Annotated in this window: 19 protein-coding genes, 1 tRNA gene and 1 riboswitch; all 20 genes read right to left on the minus strand. The window is 51.2% G+C overall.

Annotated elements, in window-relative coordinates; translation table 11 throughout:
- Positions 1-94: 94 nt before the first annotated feature.
- The 20 genes from QMD53_04265 to mgtE all read right to left on the minus strand — a co-directional run bounded on the left by QMD53_04265 (position 95) and on the right by mgtE (position 22,817).
- Positions 95-991, minus strand: coding sequence for an ATP-binding cassette domain-containing protein (locus QMD53_04265; GenBank protein MDI6799872.1), 897 nt, complete (start codon positions 989-991; stop codon positions 95-97).
- Positions 988-1,773, minus strand: a complete 786-nt coding sequence (gene cbiQ, locus QMD53_04270; GenBank protein ID MDI6799873.1) for a cobalt ECF transporter T component CbiQ — start codon at positions 1,771-1,773, stop codon at positions 988-990. The genes QMD53_04265 and cbiQ overlap by 4 nt, the downstream gene beginning before the upstream one ends.
- Positions 1,770-2,051: a cobalt transporter gene (locus QMD53_04275; GenBank protein ID MDI6799874.1), complete on the minus strand. Its 282-nt coding sequence runs from the start codon at positions 2,049-2,051 to the stop codon at positions 1,770-1,772. Before QMD53_04275 ends, cbiQ begins: the two co-directional genes overlap by 4 nt.
- Complete coding sequence (locus tag QMD53_04280) at positions 2,048-2,821, minus strand: energy-coupling factor ABC transporter permease (protein ID MDI6799875.1); 774 nt, start codon at positions 2,819-2,821, stop codon at positions 2,048-2,050. Before QMD53_04280 ends, QMD53_04275 begins: the two co-directional genes overlap by 4 nt.
- Positions 2,796-3,374 carry a CbiX/SirB N-terminal domain-containing protein gene (locus QMD53_04285; protein MDI6799876.1) on the minus strand — a complete coding sequence of 193 codons (579 nt, stop codon included), beginning with the start codon at positions 3,372-3,374 and terminating at the stop codon, positions 2,796-2,798. The genes QMD53_04280 and QMD53_04285 overlap by 26 nt, the downstream gene beginning before the upstream one ends.
- Positions 3,367-4,107: a precorrin-8X methylmutase gene (locus tag QMD53_04290; GenBank protein ID MDI6799877.1), complete on the minus strand. Its 741-nt coding sequence runs from the start codon at positions 4,105-4,107 to the stop codon at positions 3,367-3,369. The genes QMD53_04285 and QMD53_04290 overlap by 8 nt, the downstream gene beginning before the upstream one ends.
- 25 nt (positions 4,108-4,132) lie before the next feature.
- Positions 4,133-5,578 (minus strand): cobyrinate a,c-diamide synthase, encoded by a 1,446-nt coding sequence (locus QMD53_04295; GenBank protein MDI6799878.1) that lies wholly within the window; start codon positions 5,576-5,578, stop codon positions 4,133-4,135.
- Positions 5,579-5,697: 119 nt separating this feature from the next.
- Positions 5,698-5,881: riboswitch (cobalamin riboswitch) on the minus strand.
- A gap of 60 nt (positions 5,882-5,941) precedes the next feature.
- A tRNA-Asn gene (locus QMD53_04300) sits at positions 5,942-6,017 on the minus strand.
- Positions 6,018-6,195: 178 nt separating this feature from the next.
- Positions 6,196-7,401 (minus strand): RNA polymerase sigma factor RpoD, encoded by a 1,206-nt coding sequence (gene rpoD / locus QMD53_04305; protein MDI6799879.1) that lies wholly within the window; start codon positions 7,399-7,401, stop codon positions 6,196-6,198.
- Positions 7,402-7,423: 22 nt separating this feature from the next.
- Positions 7,424-9,199, minus strand: coding sequence for a DNA primase (dnaG, locus tag QMD53_04310; protein ID MDI6799880.1), 1,776 nt, complete (start codon positions 9,197-9,199; stop codon positions 7,424-7,426).
- 170 nt (positions 9,200-9,369) lie between these two features.
- On the minus strand, positions 9,370-11,388 hold the full coding sequence (locus QMD53_04315) for a sodium-translocating pyrophosphatase (protein MDI6799881.1): 2,019 nt from the start codon (positions 11,386-11,388) through the stop codon (positions 9,370-9,372).
- A 76-nt stretch (positions 11,389-11,464) separates the two neighbouring features.
- Positions 11,465-12,493, minus strand: coding sequence for a deoxyguanosinetriphosphate triphosphohydrolase (locus QMD53_04320; GenBank protein MDI6799882.1), 1,029 nt, complete (start codon positions 12,491-12,493; stop codon positions 11,465-11,467).
- A gap of 22 nt (positions 12,494-12,515) precedes the next feature.
- On the minus strand, positions 12,516-13,103 hold the full coding sequence (locus QMD53_04325; protein ID MDI6799883.1) for a flavodoxin family protein: 588 nt from the start codon (positions 13,101-13,103) through the stop codon (positions 12,516-12,518).
- Between the two features lie 16 nt (positions 13,104-13,119).
- Positions 13,120-15,777, minus strand: coding sequence for a pyruvate, phosphate dikinase (gene ppdK, locus QMD53_04330; GenBank protein MDI6799884.1), 2,658 nt, complete (start codon positions 15,775-15,777; stop codon positions 13,120-13,122).
- A complete protein-coding gene (locus QMD53_04335; GenBank protein ID MDI6799885.1) occupies positions 15,770-16,594 on the minus strand; it encodes a pyruvate, water dikinase regulatory protein in 825 nt (274 codons plus the stop codon). Before QMD53_04335 ends, ppdK begins: the two co-directional genes overlap by 8 nt.
- Before the next feature lie 52 nt (positions 16,595-16,646).
- Positions 16,647-18,737, minus strand: a complete 2,091-nt coding sequence (glyS, locus tag QMD53_04340) for a glycine--tRNA ligase subunit beta (GenBank protein MDI6799886.1) — start codon at positions 18,735-18,737, stop codon at positions 16,647-16,649.
- Positions 18,738-18,781: 44 nt separating this feature from the next.
- Positions 18,782-19,648 (minus strand): glycine--tRNA ligase subunit alpha, encoded by an 867-nt coding sequence (gene glyQ / locus QMD53_04345; GenBank protein MDI6799887.1) that lies wholly within the window; start codon positions 19,646-19,648, stop codon positions 18,782-18,784.
- 240 nt (positions 19,649-19,888) lie between these two features.
- A complete protein-coding gene (gene recO / locus QMD53_04350) occupies positions 19,889-20,692 on the minus strand; it encodes a DNA repair protein RecO (GenBank protein MDI6799888.1) in 804 nt (267 codons plus the stop codon).
- A gap of 27 nt (positions 20,693-20,719) precedes the next feature.
- The gene (deoC, locus tag QMD53_04355) at positions 20,720-21,427 is read right to left on the minus strand and encodes a deoxyribose-phosphate aldolase (protein ID MDI6799889.1); all 708 of its coding nucleotides are present in this window, start codon (positions 21,425-21,427) and stop codon (positions 20,720-20,722) included.
- Positions 21,428-21,455: 28 nt separating this feature from the next.
- Positions 21,456-22,817 (minus strand): magnesium transporter, encoded by a 1,362-nt coding sequence (gene mgtE / locus QMD53_04360; protein ID MDI6799890.1) that lies wholly within the window; start codon positions 22,815-22,817, stop codon positions 21,456-21,458.
- Between the last annotated feature and the right edge of the window lie 5 nt (positions 22,818-22,822).

The raw sequence follows: 22,822 nt of genomic DNA on the forward strand, positions 1-22,822 counted from the left end.
GGCGGCCGCAGCCGATGCCCCGGTGGTAAATCCGAGGCGTCCGAATTCGTGGGCCTCCCCCAAGCCTTTGCTGATATCACCCTCACCAAACCTTCTAAACTTTTGCGACATCGCCCTCTTTCCCCCCCAATTCGAATGCTTCCTTGGGTATCATCTCCAGCAGACTCTCTCTCGCCGCTTTGACCGTCATCGGAAGTCCGTCGATGGCGAGTCCATCTAGGGTCTTAAGTTGGTGAAATAGTATAGATATGTAAGGCAAGCGAAGGCCAGCTTGCATAAGGACCCTTGGCTCGCTAAATGCCTCCTTGCAAGAATCAGAGCTCAATATCTTTCCATTCTTTAAGATGAAGACCCTGTCGGAAAAGAGAGGTAATGGGTCGATAGAGTGAGTGGCAAATATGATCGTCGTTCCATAATTACGGTTTAGCCCCTTCAAGAGAGCAATCATTTCCGCCTCGCCGCTTGGATCTAGCCCGGCCGTAACCTCATCTAAGAGTAAGATGTCTGGCTCCATGGCGAGTACTCCGGCCAGAGAGATCCGTTTCTGCTCACCAAAGCTTAGGTGATGAATCGCCCGCTCTTTTAGGTGGAGGCCGCCGACAGCGCTCAGAGCCTCATTCACCCTGACCTGCGCCTCTTTTTCGCTAAGCCCCTGATTGCGCGGACCGAATGAGACGTCTTCCTTGACGGTTGTGCAGAATAACTGGTCCTTTGGGTTTTGCATAACCAGGCCGACCCGCGAATATATCTCGCTCCTCTTCATGCTGGCCATATCTCTTCCGCCAAGAAAGACTGAACCGCTCTTCGGTTCAAGAAGACCCGCAATAACCTTAAGCAAGGTCGTCTTGCCAGAGCCATTGGCGGCCAAAAGGGCTATAAATTCTCCCCCCTTAGCAGAGAAATCGATATCGAGCAGAGCATGGAGACCATTATCATAAAAATAGTTTAGACGGCTGCAATTTATTATGGGTCCTTTGCTTGTCGGACTCACTGGAGATTGCCCTCCAAGAATTTAAAAATGGATAAGATCAGGATTGAAGAGCCAACAAGAAGGGCAAAGCTCTTTGGGGAGAGCTTGCCAAGGGGCTCAAAGTGATATTCGCCCGAGTATCCGCGGGCCATCATGGCCTCGTGCGTCCTTAGGCTCTGCTCAAAAGAATTGACAAAGACGATGCCAATCAGCCGACTCGTCGAAGAGAGAGCATTTTTATAGCCCACATAACCGAGGCGAAGGCTTTGGGCGGCTCGTGTATCCTTGGCCTCCTCAAAGAGGACAAATACGTATCGATATAGGAGCATAGCGATCTCGGTAAAGATCTTGGGCAAGCGGCACCAGTCGAGAAGGGAGAATAGTTCGTAGGCCGGAGTCATCAGGCTAAATGCGATAAGTACTGCCGTTGCGCCAAGGGTTCGGCTCCCGATCAAAAGCCCGATAAGCAGCCCCTCCCTCTTGAAAACCACGCCAAGACCGCCTATCTTAAAAGCAAGGATCGGAGTCTTTCCGATCAAAAGCGCTTGTAAAATGATAATCATCATAACGAGGACAAGCGATGCGGAAAGCCGCTCAAAAATGAGTCTTCTTCGATGGCCTAAGGCGCTTATCACGGTAACGCTTAAAGCCCAAAGTAACACGGGCAGGACTGGCCTGTTCGAATTTAAGATGGTCAAGAATAGAACGAAGGCAACCCCTGCCTTTAAGCGGACGTCCAAACCGCCAAGCCTGCTTCCCGCTGCAACGGAATCATCGGAAATCTGCTCGAAGGAGCCCTTCATGATCGGGTCGATCCCAAGCTTTTAACTAAGAGGACCCGATATGAGTAGCCCGCCACAAATCCGCCAAGGGTTCCGGCAAGAAGAAAGACTAAAAGAAGGAGATCACCCTGATCCGTATTTATATAGGGGTCTCTGGGCGGACGGCCAGCAATTTCTGCATAGTGCTCCACAACCGTCTCGTCGACTCCGCTCCACTCTCCCTTGGTCTTCATGAGTCCAAACCAGAACGCGGCAAGGAGAAGGGTTGTGGTCACAAGAATTAAGATGGTCCTTTTCATGATATACCTCCTTGGGCGGGGCTTCTGGTCAAAAGAAGAGGCATCCGCTCGCCAATGAAGCGGTAGGCCCCGGCTGTAAAAAAACCTTCCAAGATACCTAGTGGAAGCTGGGTGGGAACGAAGGCCACAAGTATGGTAAGAAACATCGTTAAAAGAGAGCCGTCAACTTTCAGGGCTGAAGCAAGGATGAATGAGGTAGCCGTGTAGGTAGCCCAGTCTGAAAAGAGCCCCGCCAAGAAAGCCGCTCCAATAGGCGAAAGACCCAGACGTCCTGAGAGCCTAAATGCTCCATAGCCGGTGAAGGCTCCAATAACGCCCATGGCTACGATATTGGCTCCAAGAGTCGTCAGACCGCCGTGGGCCAGAAAGAGCGCCTGCAGGCCAAGGGCGATGGCCGCCAAGACGACGGTCGGGGCCGGGCCGATCAAGATGGCGGCAAGTCCGGTTCCGCAAGGATGAGAGCAAGTTCCAGCAATGGGAACAGGGATTGGCATGCAGGAGATGATAAAAACGGCGGCTCCTGTCAGGGCTACAAATGATTTGTATTCCGCCTTGGCCTCACTTTTAACCTTTATCTCCCTGATACCAAGGTAGATGAAGGGTATGGCTATAACGTACCAGAGTCCTGCCCAGCGGGCCGGCAGAATCCCTTCGGAGATATGCATGGCAAAAGCCTGGCTGGCTGAAGCGTTCATGAGTATACTCAAGGCTGCAAATATCATCCCCCCTTTAAGTAATCTTCTCTTAAAACTTTGTATCCGCTTGATCATTCTTCTCCTCCTTTTTTGTATTAGACCCTAAATCGTGCGAAGTATTGCGCCCTTTCCATTTGGCCGCCTCCTCGGGGAGCATGGGCACAAACTCCAGCTCTCCCTGCCCCAAGGGATACTCTTCCTCGCCGGCAAGTTCTAACTCCCTAACATCACCCAAAAATTCAGCCTCACGTATCCTCTTCTTCACCAACTCAAAGAGGAGCTCGTCATAACCCAAGTTCTTGCCGAAGTAGAGCCTGATGTTTGGATGCTCCTTTGCGGCTTTGCGCATCATCGATGGAATATCCAGCTTCATGTGAAGCCCCTCGTTTAAGAAGTAGGGCATAAGAAGGATCTCTTTGGCGCCGCTTCTTACGCAAAGGCTTAAGGTCTCCTTAAAAGTCGGGCCAAGGCGCGACATATTGCAGGTCTCAACCTGTGGATAGAGTCCGGTTCTTCTCAAATCATCGGCCAATAGCAACATCGAACGATCTGCCCCGGGAACCCGGCTTCCATGGCCAAGAAGGATGACGGCATCAAAGCGGCTTTTCGGCAACTCGCTTCTAGCCACCCTTGTGACTTTTGCCACTTGCCAATATGGATAGAGCATGGATCACGCTTACGGCCAAGGGGCTGCCCCCCCGGCGGCCGCATAGCGTGATATGGGCAACTCCAAGTTTAGATAGCTCCTCCTTGCTCTCCTCGACGTGAACGAACCCGACCGGCATAGCGATAACAAGGGCTGGGCTTATGCCTTCTTCGATCACCAGTCGATTCAGTTCTAGAAGAGCTGTCGGGGAGTTGCCGATGGCAACCAGTGCGCCATCAATGATTCCTTTGGCCTTTTGGACCGCAAGGAGAGAGCGGGGTATGCCCAGAGACTTGGACTCAATTATTACATCTTCATTTGCAACATAAGAATGGATGAAGCCCGAACTATAGCCAGGATTGACCATTTGAAGGCGCTCTAACGATATTCCGGCCTGAATCATCCTTGAGTCGACATAGATGGAGCTGAGACTTTTAAGAGCGGCTATCCCGGCGTCGATTGCGCCGTTGGAGATAGAAACAAAATTGGCGATGGAGAGATCTCCTGAGGTATGTATCAGCCGCCTGACCACCTCCCACTCATCTTTATTGAAAGGATGGCTCCCCACTTCGCGTTCGATTATCGCAAAGGATCGATCCTCGATTTCTTGGCCGGATATAGGGCGGGCCATTAGAGTATTTATCTTGGCTTTCGCGCAAGTAGTTTGAGCTTTAGCGGTGAGCGGGCCCTTCTTTTTGAGCGTCCTTTTTCCCAAACCAAAATCCCCCCTTAGGTATAGCTTAAACCTGACAAAGCCCATCATTTTTGACCAAGAGTGCAGATTGGATGAGGTCACAAAGCGACATTGGATTACTTGCTAGATGAAGATGGACGAAACTTGTAAGGATTCGCCTCTCTTTGTGATAGTAGCCCTTAGGCGAAAGCTCTCCCGTCTCTGGCCGCAAGTCTCTGCCCCCAGCATCATCATATATCTGAATCCAGCCCTCTTTGGCCGGCGGCTCGCTTGCGAGCTCTCCGTAATGAAATTCGTGACCCAAAAGATGGTTGCCGGGTGAGCCAAGGATGCACTCCTCCTTCAAGACCGCCTTGACGTAACCCAGCCGCCTTAGCCGCTTCGATATCCTGGTCTCTGCGGCCAAGAGTCCAAGGAGCGGGTAGCGCTCACCCTCTGCGGTCGTGACATGAGAGGAGAGATATATCAACCCGCCACACTCGGCGTAAATGGGACGCTTTTTTGCCGAGAAGTCCCTTATGCTCTCAAGCATCTTTAAGTTTTCTGAGAGAGTTTTTGCATGGGCTTCGGGATAGCCGCCGCCGATGTAGAGAGCATCGGCGGCGGCCGGCATGCAATCATCTTGCAGGGGGGAGAAGAATTGAATATCAACCCCCCTCTCCCTCATCTCATCGAAGAGGTCTTGGTAGTAGAAATGGAAGGCCTCATCTTTTGCAACGGCGATCATCGGTGAACTGATCGATCTATGCCAAGTTTCCGCCGCCTCTCCTTCAAAAGAGGAGCTTAAGCGCGGAGCGGATTTTGCGATCTCGATGATCTTGTCCAGATTGAGTAAGCCCTCTACCCTGACAGCAAACTCTAGCAATCGCTCTTTCGAAAAACCCTTTGATGAGAGAGGGGCGACCAGACCAAGATGACGGCTGCCCAAGGAAGGGAGACCATCTTTTGAAATCGCCCCAATAAGAGGAGGAGCGCCCACTGCATCGAGGGCTTCTTCTAAAATGGAGACGTGTCGATCTGAGCCCACCATATTTGCGATGACCCCTCTGACTTCAACCCCATCTAAAAATTTTGAAAAGCCGAGCACGAGTGGCGCCAGGCTGGGCCCCATTCCGGAAGCATTGACCACCAAAAGGATGGGCGCTTTCAAAATTTTGGCAATCTCGGCTGTGCTTGCAGAGAGTCCTGATGTGTTCGCCCCGTCAAAGAGCCCCATGACTCCCTCTATCACGGCAATATCTGCGCCCTGTATCGTCCTGTCGAACAATCTTTTTACGTAATCTTGGCCGGCCATCCAAGTGTCAAGGTTGTAACAGGGGCGACCGCTGGCAAGCGAAAGCCAAGTCGGATCGAGATAATCTGGGCCAACCTTAAACGTCTGAACTCTAAGGCCGAGGCGATAGAGGGCGACAGTGAGTCCGACTGAAATCGATGTCTTTCCGCATCCACTCTTAGTTCCCGCTATGACTAGCCTAGGGATTTCTCTTTTCACTCTCTTAGTAGTCCCGCCCTTTTAAATAGAATGATCCCCAAGTCATATGAGCTTGACTTGGGGATCTCCGTTTTTAGTCCCAAAGCTATCGGCCACCGCCTCCTTATCCACGGGAAGCAGGGCAATATGTCTTTCAAAGCAGGTCTTCCGACTTTACGGATCGATCTACTCACCGCGCCTTCCCCTCCCTAAGGAGAGTGGCCTACTTGCGGTTTTCGTCCCCGATTACGGCGGCGGGTCCGCGACGGATTCTCACCGTCTTCCCTATTAAGGCACAAGGCCGCTTTCAAAAAATTTATAACATACGCTGCGATTTGAAGTCAAGCAATAATTTGGTGGCCATGGGGATTTAAGAGAAATAATTGGCTCCCCGGGTAGGATTCGAACCTACGACCTAGTGGTTAACAGCCACCCGCTCTACCTGTTGAGCTACCGGGGAACAATCGGCAAGCTAAAGAAAATACCAGTGAATTATATGCAAGACGCCCTATAATTTCAAGTCCGATATCAACTCTAACGAGCCTCCTTCCTTAGAAAGATCTGGTGGCATAAAAATGCTATAAAAATAAAATCCCTGCACGTTAATTTGCAGGGATTTTACGCTTTATCTCCTCACCTTACTCCAAATAATCCTTCAGCTTCTCGCTGCGGCAAGGGTGACGTAGCTTGCTTAAGGTCTTGGACTCTATCTGACGAATCCTTTCTCTGGTTACCCCAAAGACCCTGCCGACCTCTTCTAGGGTTCTTGGATAACCGTCGGCCAAACCGAACCTAAGCTCGATCACCCTCCGTTCGCGCTCATTCAGCTCGGATAGGACATCCCTTAGTTGCTCTTGAAGTAGGCGAAAAGAGGCCTCATCGACGGGAACTGGGGCCTCCTTGTCCTCAATGAAGTCGCCGAGTTGACTGTCCTCCTCCTCGCCTATTGGCGTCTCGAGGGAAACGGGCTCCTGGGAGATCTTTAATATCTCTCTGACCTTCTCGGTAGTAAAGCCCATCTTTTCTGCTATCTCTTCGGGCGTCGGTTCCCTTCCCAGATCCTGTAAAAGCTGCCTCTGTATCCTGATAAGTTTGTTTATGGTCTCGACCATATGGACCGGGATGCGTATCGTCCTTGCCTGATCGGCGATGGCCCTTGTTATTGCCTGTCTTATCCACCAGGTGGCATAGGTCGAAAACTTGTAACCCTTGCGATAGTCGAATTTCTCGACCGCTCTTATGAGGCCGAGATTTCCCTCTTGTATGAGATCGAGAAAGAGCATGCCTCGGCCGACGTATCTTTTGGCTATCGAGACTACCAGCCTTAAATTGGCTTCAACGAGTTTTCTCTTGGCGGCCAGACCTTCCCTCTCGACCTTCTTAAGTTTCTTTAGATCAGCCGGGGTAAGGCTAGCCTCTTCTGTGTCAATCTTTTCGACCGCCTTTTCACCAGCCTCTATCTTCTTGGCCAGAGAGACCTCCTCTTTGGCGGTAAGAAGCGGCACCTTGCCGATCTCTTTTAGATACATCCTGACTGGATCACTGGTCGATATCTTTATGGGGGCCTCATAGACGCGCTTCTTCTCTGGGGCCTCTTCCTCCTCTTCCTCTTCCTCCTCCGGGCTCTCTTTGATGTTCGCGGTATCGGGAAATTCGCTGGAGTCGACCATCTCGATCTTGGACTTGGCAAATTCAGCGTATATGTTCTCGATCTGTTCCGGGATGAGATCCACCTCTTGCAGGGCGTCGGCTATCTCATCTATGGTGAGCATTCCCTTATCAGCCCCCTTGGCAATAAGTTCTTTTACCTCTTTGATCTCTAACTCTTTCAGTTGCTGCTTCAAAATATTCGTGACCTCCAAAAGCTCATATTATACTCTTTTTTAACTCTCTTCTCTCTTTTTCAAGCTTAATGAGTTCCTTGAAGAAGGCGTCGGCCTTATCTTTTTCCTGAGTCGTATCGACTTTTTTCAATTCGTGCTTAAATCTATTTATTTGACGCTCGAGATGAAAATCCTTGAGCCAAACCAAAATATCTCTAAAATGATTGGGTAGATCTTCAGCCTCCGCCATAATCTCTTCAACGGCCAGAGCAGTTAGAAGCCTTTTCAAAGACTCATCGGAGACTGAATCGATCAAACTTGTGGGCAAAAGGTTTTTTACGCCAGCTTTACTTATGGCCGAATATGCCCTTCGATTTGCCTCGACCGCAAAGAGATCCTCGCTCAGGGCCAATACCGCTTCCATCGCCAGGTCATGATGCTGGATTATCACCTTTAAGGCCTCTCTTTCGCATCTATCCTGCGCCCCCAGAACCACTTCTAGATCGACCGACTTGCTGATGTCGTACTTTTTTTTAATCTTCTTTAACTCACCAAGTAGCGCTTCGTAGCTTAAACCAAACATATCGGCCAGCCTGCCAAGATACTCCTCCCTTGCCAGACTGCTATCGATGCCAGAAATAATGGAGAGGGCCGCCTTGATGGCCCGGTTGCGACCGCTCGCATCTTTGAGGTCATGTTTCTGAAGTATCCTCTTGATGCAGTATTCGGCCAGCGGAATGGCCGCCTCAATCGAACGATTGAACTCGTCAGCGCCAAGCTGAGTTATGAATTCGGCCGGATCCATGTTTTTAGTAAGGTTGGCCACAAAGAGATCGACCTTGCTCTGTCCCAAGAGCTCAAGCCCTCTCTCGGCTGCGGCCATGCCGGCCTTATCGGAATCAAAGACCAGAACCACCCTCTCGGTAAAACGGGACAGAAGGCTTAAGTGTTCTGCCGTAAGCGCCGTTCCGAGGGTAGCAACGACGTTCTTCGCCCCAGCTTGATGCAGGATGATGACATCGGTGTATCCCTCCACCACAAGAGCTTTGCCGGACCTTGCTATCTCGTTCTTGGCATAGCCCAGGTTGTATAGGGTCGAACCCTTATGAAATAATTCGGTCTCGGGCGTATTTATGTATTTGGGAAACGCGTCTCCGAGAATTCTGCCACCAAAGGCTATTACATCACCTTTCAAGTTGAAAATGGGGAACATTACTCTATTTCTGAAGAGGTCCAGCGTGCCGCGCTCGCTCTCAGTCAAGAGGCCTCCCGAAAGAAGATCCTTATGGTTGAAGCCCTTTTTTATCAAGAATTCCATCAAGGCCCGCCCATTGGCCGGCGCATAGCCTATCCCAAAGCTTGCGATGGAATCCGCTTCAATGCCCCTTTGTGCTAAATAGTCCCTTGCCTTCTTCCCGCTCTCAGTCTCTGAGAGGATGTGAGCAAAGTACCTCCTTGCCAAGCTGTTGGCCTTGATCATCTTCTCTTTTTTGGATGCAGCCGCCTTATTTTTGGGCAAGTCATAGGTAATCTTGTGCCCCATCTTGGCAGCCAGCACCTCTACGGCCTCGATGAAGTCTAAATTTTCGCTCTTCATAAGAAAAGTATAGACGTCTCCACCCTCACCGCATCCAAAACAGTGAAAGAGCTGTTTTTGAGGATCGACCACAAAGGATGGTGTCTTCTCTTTATGGAAGGGGCAGAGACCCTTAAATATCCGCCCGGTCTTCTTCAGGTTGACATAGGCCGAAATGACCTCGACGAGATCGCTCGACTCTCTTATCTGGATGATATCATCGTCTCTAATTTTTCCTGGCATCTAGCACATCTCGATTTATGTTGGGTGGGCAATAAATGGGTGAAGTCTTCCAAGTCCTCCGGTCGATCCCTTAAGTGACTTATTCGACGAGCGCCCTTAAAACTCCTTGACGAATAAAGGAGGGCGAAGTAATCGCCCTCCTTTATCGCTTTTAAGCTCTACTGATTTAATTAATGAAGAAAGCTGTTTATAAATAAGGGCGCAAAGACAAGAGCGGTTATGCTCATTATCTTTATCAAAATATTCATTGATGGCCCTGCGGTATCCTTGAAGGGATCTCCAACCGTGTCTCCAACGACCGCCGCCTTGTGAGCGGGCGAACCTTTACCTCCAAGATTTCCCGCTTCGATATATTTCTTAGCGTTGTCCCAGGCGCCTCCAGCGTTAGCCATCATGACGGCCATCAGAAATCCTGAGACCAGAACACCTGCAAGTAGACCGCCCAAAGCTTCGGGGCCAAAGACTTTACCCACGATCAAGGGGACAGCCACAGCGATGAGGCTCGGGATGACCATCTCTCTTAATGCAGCAGTCGTGCTTATGTCGACGCAGCGGGCATAGTCAGCCTGCGCCTCGCCCTCCATCAGTCCTTCAATCTCCTTAAATTGCCTTCTTACCTCTTCAATCATGGAGAAGGCGGCTTTGCCGACCGCCTCGATAGTGAGGGCCGAGAAGAGGTAGGGGGTAGCGACTCCAATTAGAAGACCGATTATTACCTTGTAATTCATGACATCGATATATCTTAAATTTACCGCTTGAGTATAGGCGCTAAAGAGCGCGAGCGAAGTGAGCGCGGCCGAACCGATGGCAAAACCCTTTGCGATGGCCGCGGTGGTATTGCCGAGAGAATCGAGACTGTCGGTTATCTTTCTTACTTCAGGGCCAAGGCCGGCCATCTCAGATATGCCGCCAGCATTGTCTGCAATCGGTCCATAAGCATCAACGCCAACGACTATTCCGGTCGTGGCCAGCATTCCGAGAGCAGCAAGAGCTATACCATAGATGCCACCGCCCATCATGGCCGCCTCACCGGCCACATGTGAGACGAAGATGCCGCCGCAGACCAGGGCCACCGGCCAGACGGTGCTCTTGAGCCCAACCGAGTACCCGGAAAGGACGGCTGTAGCCGGACCCGTCGTGGCCGCATCGGCGATGCCTTTGACCGAAGCGTACGAATCTGAAGTGTAGATTTCGGTAACGAAACCTATCGCCACGCCGGCCACAAGACCGGCGACTATTGAGTAGAAGAAGGCTATCTTTGCCGGCCCTAAAACGATCTTGACCAAGAAGTAAGAGGCGATGATGGTGAGTATGGCCGCAGAATAGGTCCCCTTGGTTAAGACCCTATGGAGATGACCATCATCCTTGGTCACACGGACGAAGAAGGTGCCGATGATGGAGCAGATGATGCCCGCAGCTGCGATCATGAATGGCAAAAACATCCCTTGTGCGCCGAGCACGATGGCTCCCAAGGTCATGGCGGCAACGATAGCGCCCACATAAGATTCGAACAGATCGGCCCCCATGCCTGCGACGTCGCCGACATTATCTCCCACGTTGTCGGCTATAACGGCCGGGTTCCTGGGATCGTCTTCGGGAATTCCGGCTTCAACCTTGCCGACCAGGTCGGCTCCGACATCAGCGGCCTTGGTATAGATTCCGCCTCCCACGCGGGCAAAGAGAGCTATCGAGCTTGCGCCGAGAGCAAAGCCGTTGATTATCTCGTATCCTTTGATCGCATCTCGGAAGATGATGTAGAAGATGCCGAGACCGAGAAGGGCGAGTCCGACCACAGACATGCCCATAACGGCACCGCCCCGAAAGGCTATGCCCAGAGCCTGGCCGACACCTTCTTTCGCAGCATTCGTGGTTCTGGCATTTGCTCTGGTTGCAATGTTTAAGCCGATGAATCCGGCCCCGGCCGAAAGGATGGCTCCGCAAATGAAGGCAACCGCTGTAAAGGGATTGATGAAGACGTAGAGCATCGCCGCCATGAAGAGAACGAAAAATACCAGAGCTTTGTACTCGCGAGTCAAGAAAGCCATGGCTCCCTCTTGGATCGCCTTGGAGATCTGTTGCATCTTCTCGTCTCCCGGTGAGGCCTTCATCACACCGCTCGCCAGATAGGCGGCGTAGATCAGGGCGATCACTCCAGATAGAGGTGCAAGAAAAGCAAAACCTTCAATCATCTAGACTTCTCCTTTCGCTTCAATTTTGAGTCATTTTAGCACAGCCGATATTGGTAATAAATAAGCTTTTTAGGTCTTAAACCATCCAGGCTTTGGGCAAGAAGAGCTCTTCGAAACGCTTGATCGCAAAGCGGTCGGTCATGCCGGCGACATAATCACATATCTTTACGGGCAGGTGCTCCTCTTTTTCAGGAGCAAACTCGCCGGGTAATTGGGCGGGATTGTTTAAGTAGTGAAAGAAGAGCATCTCTACCACCTTCTTGGCCCTTGGCACCTCTTCCTTGGCCAAAGAGCCGACGTAGACCCTCTCAAACAGAAAACTCCTCAGCTCGTTCATGGCAGAAGAGAATTCTTGACTGAGACCCACTTTGCCCGAACCCATGCTGGTCTCAATCATGTTATTTACCATGTTGTTTACCCGAGTGCCGTGGTGGAGACCCAAAGCGGCCGTAAGTTCGCCCGGCAGATCGTCTTTGGTTATGACATTCGCCCTTATGGCATCATCGATGTCGTGATTGATGTAAGCAATCCTATCGGCCAGTCTGACAATCTCTCCCTCGAGGGTGGCCGGCATATCCTTCCCGGTATGTTTCAAGATGCCGTCCCTTACCTCGAAGGTCAGATTGAGACCCTTTCCCTCATACTCCAGAAAATCGACCACCCTAAGACTCTGATGGTTGTGCTTGAACGACTTTGGTGCCTCTGGAAAGTCGCCAGATATCTTGGTTAGACATTCGCTTAAAGCCTCCTCTCCGGTATGACCGAAAGGAGTATGTCCAAGATCGTGGCCCAAAGCTATGGCTTCGACCAGATCTTCGTTTAAATTCATTGCCCGAGCTATCGTCCTGGATATCTGTGATACCTCAAGGGTGTGGGTGAGACGGGTCCGGTAATGATCCTTTTCCGGGGCCAGAAAGACTTGAGTCTTATGGGAGAGGCGACGAAAGGCCTTGGAGTGGATTATCCTGTCGCGATCCCGCTGAAAATCGGTCCTGAGCGGACAGGGTTTAAGCGGCGTCCTTCTGCCTAAGCTCTCTCTGCTCAATTTTGCAAAAGAGGAGAGGGTGGTAGCCTCCCTCTCCTCCAGTCTCTTTCGGATATCCACCCTTATGTCCTATCCCTTGAAATCATCGATAGATCCCGCTTAACTCCTCAAACATTCTAAGGCCCAGGACTTGAGCCCGCTTGTTGGCGTAGGAGTCTTCTTGTGCTGGCTTGACCCCGCAGACGCCTTGATGCCCGGCGTCAAACTTCTTTGAGCCGGCCCCAACTATCTTCATGCCGTGTATCAGCATCATATCGTGCATGGTCTTTACCGTAGTCTCCTGACCGCCAAATTTTGAACCTCCGACGGAGATGGCTCCCCCAAGCTTACCAATGAGAGCTTTCTCTCCCCGCAGATGACGAGATTTATCCCAATACGCTTTAAGCTGGGCTGAAACGGTGCCAAAATAGACTGGGCTTGCCATCACCATAGCATCGGCCGACATCAACCTGTTGAACGAATCCTCCAGCAGAGTCCCGGCAAAACAGCTCTTGTTGCACGGACTTGAACAGGCTCTGCAGAAGGGATCCTTGTCCTTCGCCATGATGCTCGCAACCTCTTCTATAAGAACGTCTGCCCCCTCCTTGGCAAGTTCATCCAGAGCCACCCTCAAGAGGTGGTACGTGTTCCCTTCCAAGTTTGGGCTTCCATTGAGCCCAACTACGAGCATCTCTTACCCCCGATCATCATTTTGTCGTATCTCCATCGGCTCCGAGAGCGGCTTGAGCGGCGGCGAGCCTTGCCAGCGGCACCCGGTAAGGCGAACAGCTGACATAGGTCAGACCGATCTTATGACAAAAGTTTATAGATGAAGGCTCGCCGCCATGCTCGCCGCATATTCCCAGCTTTATATCTGGCTTTTTGGTGCGTGCCAAGTTGCAAGCGGTCTCTACCAGGAATCCGACGCCATTTACATCGAGGGTCTCGAAAGGATTTACCGGAAGGACCTTGCCTTCAAGATATTTTGCCAGAAACTTGGCCTCGGCATCGTCACGGCTGAAACCGAAGGTGGTCTGAGTAAGATCATTGGTTCCAAACGAGAAGAAGTCGGCAAAGTCAGCAATCTCATCTGCAGTCACAGCCGCCCTTGGGAGCTCAATCATGGTGCCGATCTTGTAGTCGATATCGGCTCCTTTGTCGGCTAGAATTGCCTTTGCCGTCGACTCGGTCATATCGCGCATCAAGGAGAGCTCGTTCACGTGGGAGACCAGCGGTATCATTATCTCAACGACGGGATTTACCCCCTCCTTCTTTACATTGCATGCGGCCTCCATTATCGCTTTTACCTGCATCTTATATATTTCAGGAAATACTATTCCCAGCCTGCAACCCCTAAGGCCCAGCATCGGGTTCATCTCGGTCTCGGCGCGGACTTTGGAAAGGAGCTTCTCTTTTTCGGCCAGCTCTTTCTTGTCCGCCCCCTTAAGCTTCATTTCGGTCAGCTCCACCTTGAGGTCTATCAGGCTCGGCAAGAACTCATGTAGGGGCGGGTCGAGGAGCCTGATCGTCACGGGCAAGGAATCCATGGCCCTAAATATCCCCTCGAAATCGGCCCGCTGAAAGGGAAGGATCTTCTCCAAAACCTCTCTTCTCTCATCATCATTTTCTGAGAGGATCATCTTCTGGACCAAGGGTAGCCTCTCGTCCCCGAAGAACATGTGCTCCGTCCTGCAAAGACCGATGCCTTCCGCCCCAAACCCCCTGGCTTTTTTGGCATCCTCGGGATTATCGGCGTTGGTCCTGACTTTCAGTTTGCGATGCTTATCGGCCCAGGTTAAAATCTTTTGAAAATCTGTGCTTACGCTGGGAGCTATCAAGGGAGCTTCGCCTAGGATCACTCGGCCCGCCGTTCCGTCGATGCTGACTATATCGCCCTCTTTGACCACCACTCCGTTTACCTTAAATACCTTGGCCTCGGAATCAAGATCTATCGATTCGCAGCCGCAGACGCAGGGCTTGCCCATACCGCGTGCGACGACCGCCGCATGACTCGTCATCCCGCCGTGGACGGTTATGACGCCTTGGGCCGCGATGACGCCGTGAATGTCGTCTGGGGTGGTTTCCCAGCGGACCAGAATGACCTTCTTTCCGTCATTGGCCTCAGCCTCAGCGGTGTCAGCATCGAATACTACCTCGCCGCAGGCGGCTCCAGGCGATGCCGGCAGGCCGTTCGCGATCACGTTGACGCTGGCCTTGGGGTCGATGCGAGGATGAAGCAATTGATCGAGCTGAGCCGGATCGATCCTTTTTATAGCGGTCTCCTCATCTATCAGCTTTTCATCCACCATGTCGACGGCTATCTTTAGAGCGGCCGCAGCCGTCCTCTTGCCGGTCCTGGTCTGAAGCATAAAGAGCTTATCCTGCTCGATGGTGAACTCAATATCCTGCATGTCGGTATAGTGCTTTTCCAGATTGGCCATAACGCCGAGGAGTTCTTCGTAGGCTCTGGGCATCTCGCCGTTTAATTCGGTTAAAGTCTTTGGAGTCCGGACCCCGGCTACAACATCCTCTCCTTGGGCATTGGTCAGATACTCACCAAAGATTGCCTTCTCGCCGGTGGAGGGGTTTCTGGTGAAGGCAACGCCGGTCGCCGAGTCGTTGCCCTTGTTTCCGAAGACCATGGCCTGAATGTTGACGGCCGTGCCGAGATCATCGGATATCTTGTACTGCTTGCGATAGGTCTTGGCACGGGGGTTATTCCACGACTCAAAGACCGCCGTCACGGCCTTGAGGAGCTGAACCTTGGGGTCAGTGGGAAAATCTTCTCCGGTCTTATCTTTGACCATCCCTTTGAAGGTAACGACCAATTCCTTGAGATCGGCGGCCGTAAGCTCGGTGTCCTGCTCAACGCCCCTTGCCCTCTTCATATCGCGCAGCTTATGCCCGAAGTTATCCCTGTCCACTTTCAAGACTATATCCGAGAACATCGTGATGAAACGGCGATATGCGTCCATGGCAAAGCGCTCATTCTTGGTTTGGGCGATAAGACCTGCCAACGAGTCGTCATTTAAGCCAAGGTTGAGAACCGTGTCCATCATCCCCGGCATCGAAAATGGTGCTCCGCTCCTGACCGAGATCAATAAGGGATCGCCGGGATCGCCCAATTTTTTGCTGAGCTTCCTTTCAAGGGCGGCTTGGTGGTTCCATATCTCTGCTTCTAGTCCTTCTGAAAATTTCCCGGTCTTGGAAAAAACCTTACAAGCATCGGTTGAGATAGTGTAGCCGGGAGGAACGGGAAACCCAAGCCTTGTCATCTCGGCAAGATTTGCCCCCTTCCCGCCAAGCAAGAATTTCATGATCGATTTGCCTTCGGCAAAATCATAGACGTATTTCATCTCAGACATGATTGGCCCCCTCATAATTCATCGTATTATAATATTTCAAGATCTCACTGGCCGTCTCCTCTATGGCCTTATGAGTGACGTTGATTATCCTGCAACCGAGATCCAGCATGACCTCTTTAGCGAACCCCAGCTCCTTTAAGATGTATGATACGTCAGCGTATCCGTTCTTGCCCGATCCTACCGATTCCAACCTCTGCTCCCTTATCTCCCTCAGTAATCCGGCATCAATGATTAGCCCAAATATTTTGTTCGGATTTATCTGAAATAGTTCTTTGGGCAGATCCACACCATAAACCAAGGGGACATTGGCCACCTTCCAGCCCCGATAAGCCAGATAGACCGATAGCGGAGTTTTAGACGTGCGAGAGACCCCGATTATCACTATTTCGGCATCTTTCAAGCTAGCGACATTCCGACCATCGTCATGTTTTACGGCAAAATCCAAGGCCCTGATCTTTTCGAAGTATCCGCCGTTTATCTTTCTTGAGGCACCTGGTTTGAGACTCGGCGATATATTGGAGGCCTCCTCTAGAATGCTTAGGGCCGGTCCCAATATGTTTAGACGTAAAACTCCATACTCATCGGCCTTATCCTCGAGAAAACGGTTGAGCTCCGGGGATACAAGTGTGTAGAAGATTACGCTACCGCCGATCTTAGCCTCCTTTATCACATCCTCAACCTGCTTTTTCTCGTTGACATTGGGCCACTTGATGATCGTAAAATCGTCAGCAAACTGGCTTGCTGCGGCCTTTGCCACCTCTTCTGCGGTGTGGCCCAGAGAGTCGGAAAGCACATATATCCTGGTTTTTGTCGCCATATTATCCAATCAACCTCTCACTTTATCGGACTTGAGCCCCAAAGGAATAGGCTCAATCGCCGGCCATGGTAAGTTTGGAGAAATCGGCAAACTCCTCAAAAAGCTCGGATGCCAGATTCAATATCTTTATCCGGTTCTCCCGGATTTTGTCGTCCTTCTCCATGACCAGAACCGCCTCAAAAAATGAATCTACCGGCCCCTTAAGACCGGCAAATAACTTTAGCATCGCCATAAAATTCTTTTCCAAAGATGCTTTGAGCACCTCTGCCTTTACATCTTTAAGCCTGGCAGACAAAACCATCTCCTCCGGCTGCTTAAGAAGGCTATCCTCAATCGAGGTCCCAAGCTCGCTTCTGCTCAGATTTTTACACCTGTTGTAGACGTAGAAGACATCGGCGACCAGGTCGCCTTCCTTCTCTTTCGAGAGCAATTCTATCTTATCTTCGATGATGCTCAAGCCCCTAAGACCAGGGGCAAGAACGGCCTCTATCACATCTTGGGCGTGGCCAAGGAGAATGAAGTGCTGTTTGATCCTACCCGCAAAGAAGTCTTCCACTTCTCTCTTCGCCTCGCTCTTTTGCCTGGTAAATCTCACATTCTCCTGCTCATATAGGTTAATGGCCGCTTCGATGAAGTCGCCCAATGAGATCTCAAGGTCCATGGCTAGGACTATGGCGACTATTCCCTGAGTCTGCCTTCTTAAAGCGTAAGGATCTTGAGAGCCGGAGGGGATGAGACCGACCGCAAAGGCGCCCACTATCGTATCTATCTTATCAGCCATGCTCAAAATGGCCCCAATGGGACTCTTGGGAAGTTCGTCATCGAAACTCTTGGGAAGGTAATGTTCAAAGATGGCCTCGGCCACATCGATATCTTCGCCCGAAGTCATGGCGTACTCTTTGCCCATCACACCTTGAAGATCGGGGAATTCTACGACCATTTCGCTGACAAGGTCGGCCTTGCTCAGAAGGGCCGCTCTCTTAGCTTTTTCGACCAAATGATCCTTCTCTAGGGCTTTGGCCAAAAATTCAGACAGCTTCTGAAGCCGTAAAGCTTTGCCGTAGACCGTCCCGAGCCTCTCTTGAAAGACTACACCCTTAAGCTTTTCTATACTCTCTTCAAGTGGCTTCTTGGTATCCTCATGATAAAAGAATTTGGCATCAGCCAATCGAGCGCTTATCACCCTCTCATGACCTTTTTTTATGGTCACGTTCGCAGCCGGATCCCCGTTGTGAACCAGGATAAATTTCGATTTCAGGTTGCCATCTTCATCCTCGACGGGAAAATAACGCTGATGGGATTCCATGGCCGTGGTTAAGACCTTCTTCGGTATGGCCAGGTAGTCATCGGAAAAATTGGCGCAGACCACGGTCGGAAATTCGACCAAATTTATCACTTCAGACATTGTTTTGGGATTGATGTTGGCTCTCTCGCTTGGTTGCAAAACCTTTAAGATCCCTTCTTCGATGATCTCTTTTCGCCTTGCGGGATCGAGAATGACTTTGGCCTTTTCGATCTTTGCAAAATAATCCCTTGCGCTCTCGATCTCAATTGGACCCCTTGAGAGGATGCGGTGACCATAGGTGTCGCCGCCGGAATTTAGCTCTCCAAAGGAGAGATCGATCCTCTGGTCACCCAGCATGCCCAGAAGCCACCTTATCGGTCGGGCGAAGGTCAGGTTGCTCTCAATCTGCCACCTCATGGGTTTTGAGAATGATATTGACCTGATGAGTTCAAAGAGGAGCGTGGGCAGAAGATCTGCGGCGCTCACCTCGGCCTCTGTGCGGACGGCGTAGATATATGAGGCGCCGTCCGCTTCGACCACTTCAAGGTCGGATACTTCTGCTCCCTGAGAGGCTGAGAAGCCCATTGCAGCGGCCGTCGGCTTGCCCTCGGCGTCGAAGGCTGCTTTGAGTGAAGGGCCTTTTATTCTGCTAGTCTGTGGGGACTGCTTATCGCTAAGCCCCTTCACGTTAAGAACCAGACGCCTCGGGGTTGCAAACGTCTCAATGCTGGAAAAGCTTAAGCGATTCTCTTCAAAGAGCTTGGCCGCTTTCTCTTCCAACTGTTCAAGACCCTTATAGACGGACTCAGAGGGCAACTCTTCTGTGCCGATCTCAAAAAGAAGTTCTTTTGAACCCATAAGATCTCCAAAATAGAAAGATTATTGCTATAAACTTAAATTGACTAACGCATAAGCGGAAAGCCCATGCTCTCCCTGTGAGCCAAGTAGGCGCCTGCCGAATCTCTGGCCAGATCCCTGACTCTCGCTATAAACCGGGTCCTCTCGGTGACGCTTATGGCACCGCGCGCATCCAAAAGATTGAAGACGTGGGAACACTTCAAAACATAATCGTAAGCTGGAAGAACGAGCCCGCTACCCAAGGTCGCTTTCGATTCGGCCTCGAACCTATCGAAAAGATCGGAGAGCATCTTGGTGTCGGCCACTTCGAAATTGTATTTGGACCACTCGACCTCTCCTTGGCGGTGGACCTCCCCGTAGGTTATCTCATCGTTCCAGGCCAGGTCGTAAACGCTATCTTTGCCCTGGATATACATGGCTATCCTCTCCAACCCGTATGTCAGCTCGACCGAAATCGGTTTGAGGTCTATCCCCCCCACCTGCTGAAAGTAGGTAAACTGGGTTATCTCCATGCCATCGAGCCAGACCTCCCAGCCGAGCCCCCAAGCTCCGAGCGTCGGGGACTCCCAATCGTCCTCGACGAAACGGACATCGTGCTCTTTGGTCTCTATCCCAAGTCTCTTTAGGCTATCGAGATATATTTCCTGAATATCATCGGGCGATGGCTTCAAGATGACCTGAAATTGATAGTAGTGTTGAAGTCGATTTGGGTTCTCTCCGTAACGACCGTCGGTCGGCCTTCTGGACGGCTCGACGTAGGCCACTTTCCAGGGTTCGGGACCCAAGGAGCGAAGAAAGGTGTGGGGGCTAAATGTTCCCGCCCCCACTTCGAGATCGTAGGGCTGAGCTATCACGCAGCCATAGGATGACCAATAGGAGTGCAGGTTCATTATTATGTCTTGAAAATTCATTCAAGTGCTCCAAATATCGGCAATAAAAAACCTCCCTCTTACATTGCTGAACGAGAGATGAGAGCCCATTTTGTGAAAGCCAAATATTGTCAATGCACTAACCTTTTAAGGCTTACGTTTAAGCCGTATTTTAGCTTTCTAGATGATAATGGAATCAAGGCGTCGAGTCAAAAGGAAGGCACTTAAATTTTTGAATTTTTTTACCAAGGCCGGCTCCAGCCCTGGGCCCCTTTGGATCGGTTAGGAGCTTTGGAAGGAGCCCTTTAGCTTCCTTATGCAATCTCTGCTCTTTAAGCGGATGGCTACGTGATGGTCGACGTAGCCCGAGATGACAGATATAGCCTCAGCGGTGAGATCTCGTGGGATGTCAATCTGTTCAAAATCCTTGCCGCTCGACTTGAGAAGGGTAAGGAGTAGCTCGGCGGTCTTATTCTTTAATGATATCAAGTGATCCCGCTCACCAGATAGGATGGCCTCATGTGCGCAAGTTTTGCAGATTATACCGCCCTTTGCAGGCGAAATAAAAATCTCCGGAGCCAAAGAGACCAAAAGCCCGCAGGATAAACAGCGGCCAAGGATAGGCATGAAGCCAGAGAGCGAGAGAAGCTTTAGATCGAAGGCTGCCAAAAATAGGTCGAGATTAATATCGAGCGCTGATAGAGCCTCAAAGCCGGTTATTAAAAAATCGAATACCCTTTTATCGGCCACATCCAAGCTGACCTTGTCGATCAGATCGAGCATGGCCAGGGCATAAGTAGCCTTATTGAAATCATTCCTAATCGAAGAGAAGGGATTTATTATCTCGACCGAGGTTATCGTATCCAGATTGCTGCCCTTATATAAAAGCAGCTCAACGAGGTTGAATGGTTCAAGCCTAGCCCCAAATTTGCTCTTGGTCTTCCTGACACCCTTGGCAACTGCACCTATTTTGCCCTTGGATTCTGTAAGGACTGTTACGATCCGGTCGGCCTCTCTCAGCCTTATCGACCTTAGGATGATCCCTTTGGTTTTATAAAGCGAACCCCTGGGCTCGTGTGATGACAATTTTGATCACCTGCCGACGGGAGTTGGTCAACCCTTGCCGCTCTCGTTCTGATTTAAGAATTCTTCCATTATTTGAACTCCCGAACTGGTTCCGATGCGGTCGGCTCCGGCCTCTATCATCGCCATGGCCTGCTCATAGCCTCGAATTCCCCCGGAAGCCTTGATCTTTAAGCCTGGTCCGACCGCACTCTTAAGCAGAGAGATGTCCCTGACATCGGCCCCCTTGGGGCCGAAACTCGTCGAAGTCTTGACGAAGTCGGCCTTGGCTTTCTCGATCAATTTGGCCGCGATCAGCTTCTCCTCATCGGTCAGATAGCAGGTCTCAATTATCACTTTGACCAGGGAATTATCCCTGCCCGCTTCGGCCGCGGCCGACCGGACCGTCTCGACAACGGTTAAGATATCGGTAAAGAATCCGACCTCGTTTCTCTCCTTGATGAGGCCGATATTCATCACCATATCTATCTCGTTTGCCCCAGACATCACCCCCATGGCAGCCTCGAATGACTTGATGGCGGTCGCCGAGGCACCTAGAGGAAAGCCGGCCACTGTGCCGACACTTATCCCACTCGATTTGAGCTCGGTGCTGACTAGGGGAACGAAGTGTGAGTTGACGAAGACCGAAGCGAAACCGTACTTTATGGCCTCGGCGCAGAGACGACGCACATCATCCTTTGTCGCCTCCGGTTTGAGCAAGGTATGGTCGATAAATTTTGCCAATTCTGCCGCTATCATTGGTCTCCCCTTTCAAAGATCTGTCCTTTCAAAAAAACTTGAGTATTATGGTCGCGGTATAGAAATATATGAAGAGGCTCAAGGCATCCATGACCAGGGCCAAAAAGGGATTGGAGGAGACGGCGGGATCGATGCCAAGGGTATTGAATAGAACCGGTATTACGGCTCCGGTCAAAGCCCCTGAGACGACGATGAAGACGTTCGCGAGGGCCACGATCACGGCCAGGATTAGAACCTCCTGCCAGACCATGGCTATTAAGAATAGTATCGCGGCCGTAATGATAGAAATACCTAGTGAGAGCCTGAGCTCCTTTAGAATACGGATCAGAACGGTCTTCTGGTCCAGGTCGCCTATGGCCAGAGCCCTAACCGCCACCGTCGAGGCCTGAAAAGAGGTATTTCCGCCGACCGAGGTCATACAGGCCCAGTAGATGGCCAGGGCCGGCAGGGTGACGAGCAGCCCTTTATAATGGGCCGCTATGGCCCCGACGATCAAGACCTCCCCAACCAGGGCTATGGCTATCCAGGGAAAGCGGGCCTTGATGACCTTATAAAACGGGCTCTTCATGACATCGCTCTCTTCGATATCGGTCGCACCGGATAGCTTGTACATATCCTCGGTGGCCTCGTCCTCGAAGACGTCTAAGACATCGTCGACGGTAACCACGCCGAGCAGCCTGTTTTCGGCATCTACGACCGGCAGGGCCAAGAGGTCATATTTGGAGATGAGTTTGGCCGTCTCCTCTTGGTCGGCTGTTGCCTCGACGTAGATGACATCGGGGTTCATTATCTCTTTGATCAAAGAATCTGCCGGGGCGATGATGAGGTCGCGAAGTGAGACCACCCCAACCAGTTGGTTTTCATCGTTGATGACGAATATGTAGTAGATGCTCTCAACTTTGGGAGCCATCTTTCTAAGCTCGTCTATGGCCACTGAGGCTGTCATGTTCTTCTTTAAGGTTATGGCCTCGGGTATCATGAGGCCGCCGGCCGTATCTTCGCCGTGCTTTAAAAGCGCCCTTATCTCCTGTTCGACCTCGGCTTTGACCGAGCGAAGAATCTTTTCGGCCAGCTCCTCTGAGAGGTCGGCAATGAGGTCGGCGGCATCATCTGCAGGCATCTCATTCAAGATCTCAGAGATGGCTGAGAGGGTGAGATTTTCGGCGATATCGACCTGATCTTCCTCTTCCAGCTCGAGGAAGGCACTGGCCGATTGGTCGGGAGCCCACCCCTCGAATATAGCCTTCTGGTGATCTTCATCGAGGCTTCCGACTATCTCGGCAGCATCGGCCGGATGCAGACGGCTCAAGACGGCCGTGACCCTCTCTGTCTTCTCCTCTTGAAGAAGCCTGTTTATCGTCTTTAAGATGACTTGGTTTCGCTCTTTCAAAGAGC

It is taken from the genome of Actinomycetota bacterium (assembly GCA_030017835.1).
In the GTDB taxonomy this organism is placed as follows: Bacteria; Actinomycetota; Aquicultoria; order UBA3085; family Oleimmundimicrobiaceae; genus Yes70-04.

Bases quoted from the DNA above. Each gene is read 5' to 3' on its own strand.
- QMD53_04315 (MDI6799881.1), bottom strand. From the start codon at position 11,388: ATGATTGAAGGTTTTGCTTTTCTTGCACCTCTATCTGGAGTGATCGCC.
- QMD53_04325 (MDI6799883.1), bottom strand. From the start codon at position 13,103: ATGCTCGTAGTTGGGCTCAATGGAAGCCCAAACTTGGAAGGGAACACG.
- QMD53_04275 (MDI6799874.1), bottom strand. From the start codon at position 2,051: ATGAAAAGGACCATCTTAATTCTTGTGACCACAACCCTTCTCCTTGCC.
- glyS (MDI6799886.1), bottom strand. From the start codon at position 18,737: ATGGGTTCAAAAGAACTTCTTTTTGAGATCGGCACAGAAGAGTTGCCC.
- cbiQ (MDI6799873.1), bottom strand. From the start codon at position 1,773: ATGAAGGGCTCCTTCGAGCAGATTTCCGATGATTCCGTTGCAGCGGGA.
- dnaG (MDI6799880.1), bottom strand. From the start codon at position 9,199: ATGCCAGGAAAAATTAGAGACGATGATATCATCCAGATAAGAGAGTCG.
- glyQ (MDI6799887.1), bottom strand. From the start codon at position 19,648: ATGAATTTTCAAGACATAATAATGAACCTGCACTCCTATTGGTCATCC.
- QMD53_04280 (MDI6799875.1), bottom strand. From the start codon at position 2,821: ATGATCAAGCGGATACAAAGTTTTAAGAGAAGATTACTTAAAGGGGGG.
- deoC (MDI6799889.1), bottom strand. From the start codon at position 21,427: ATGATAGCGGCAGAATTGGCAAAATTTATCGACCATACCTTGCTCAAA.
- QMD53_04335 (MDI6799885.1), bottom strand. From the start codon at position 16,594: ATGGCGACAAAAACCAGGATATATGTGCTTTCCGACTCTCTGGGCCAC.
- ppdK (MDI6799884.1), bottom strand. From the start codon at position 15,777: ATGTCTGAGATGAAATACGTCTATGATTTTGCCGAAGGCAAATCGATC.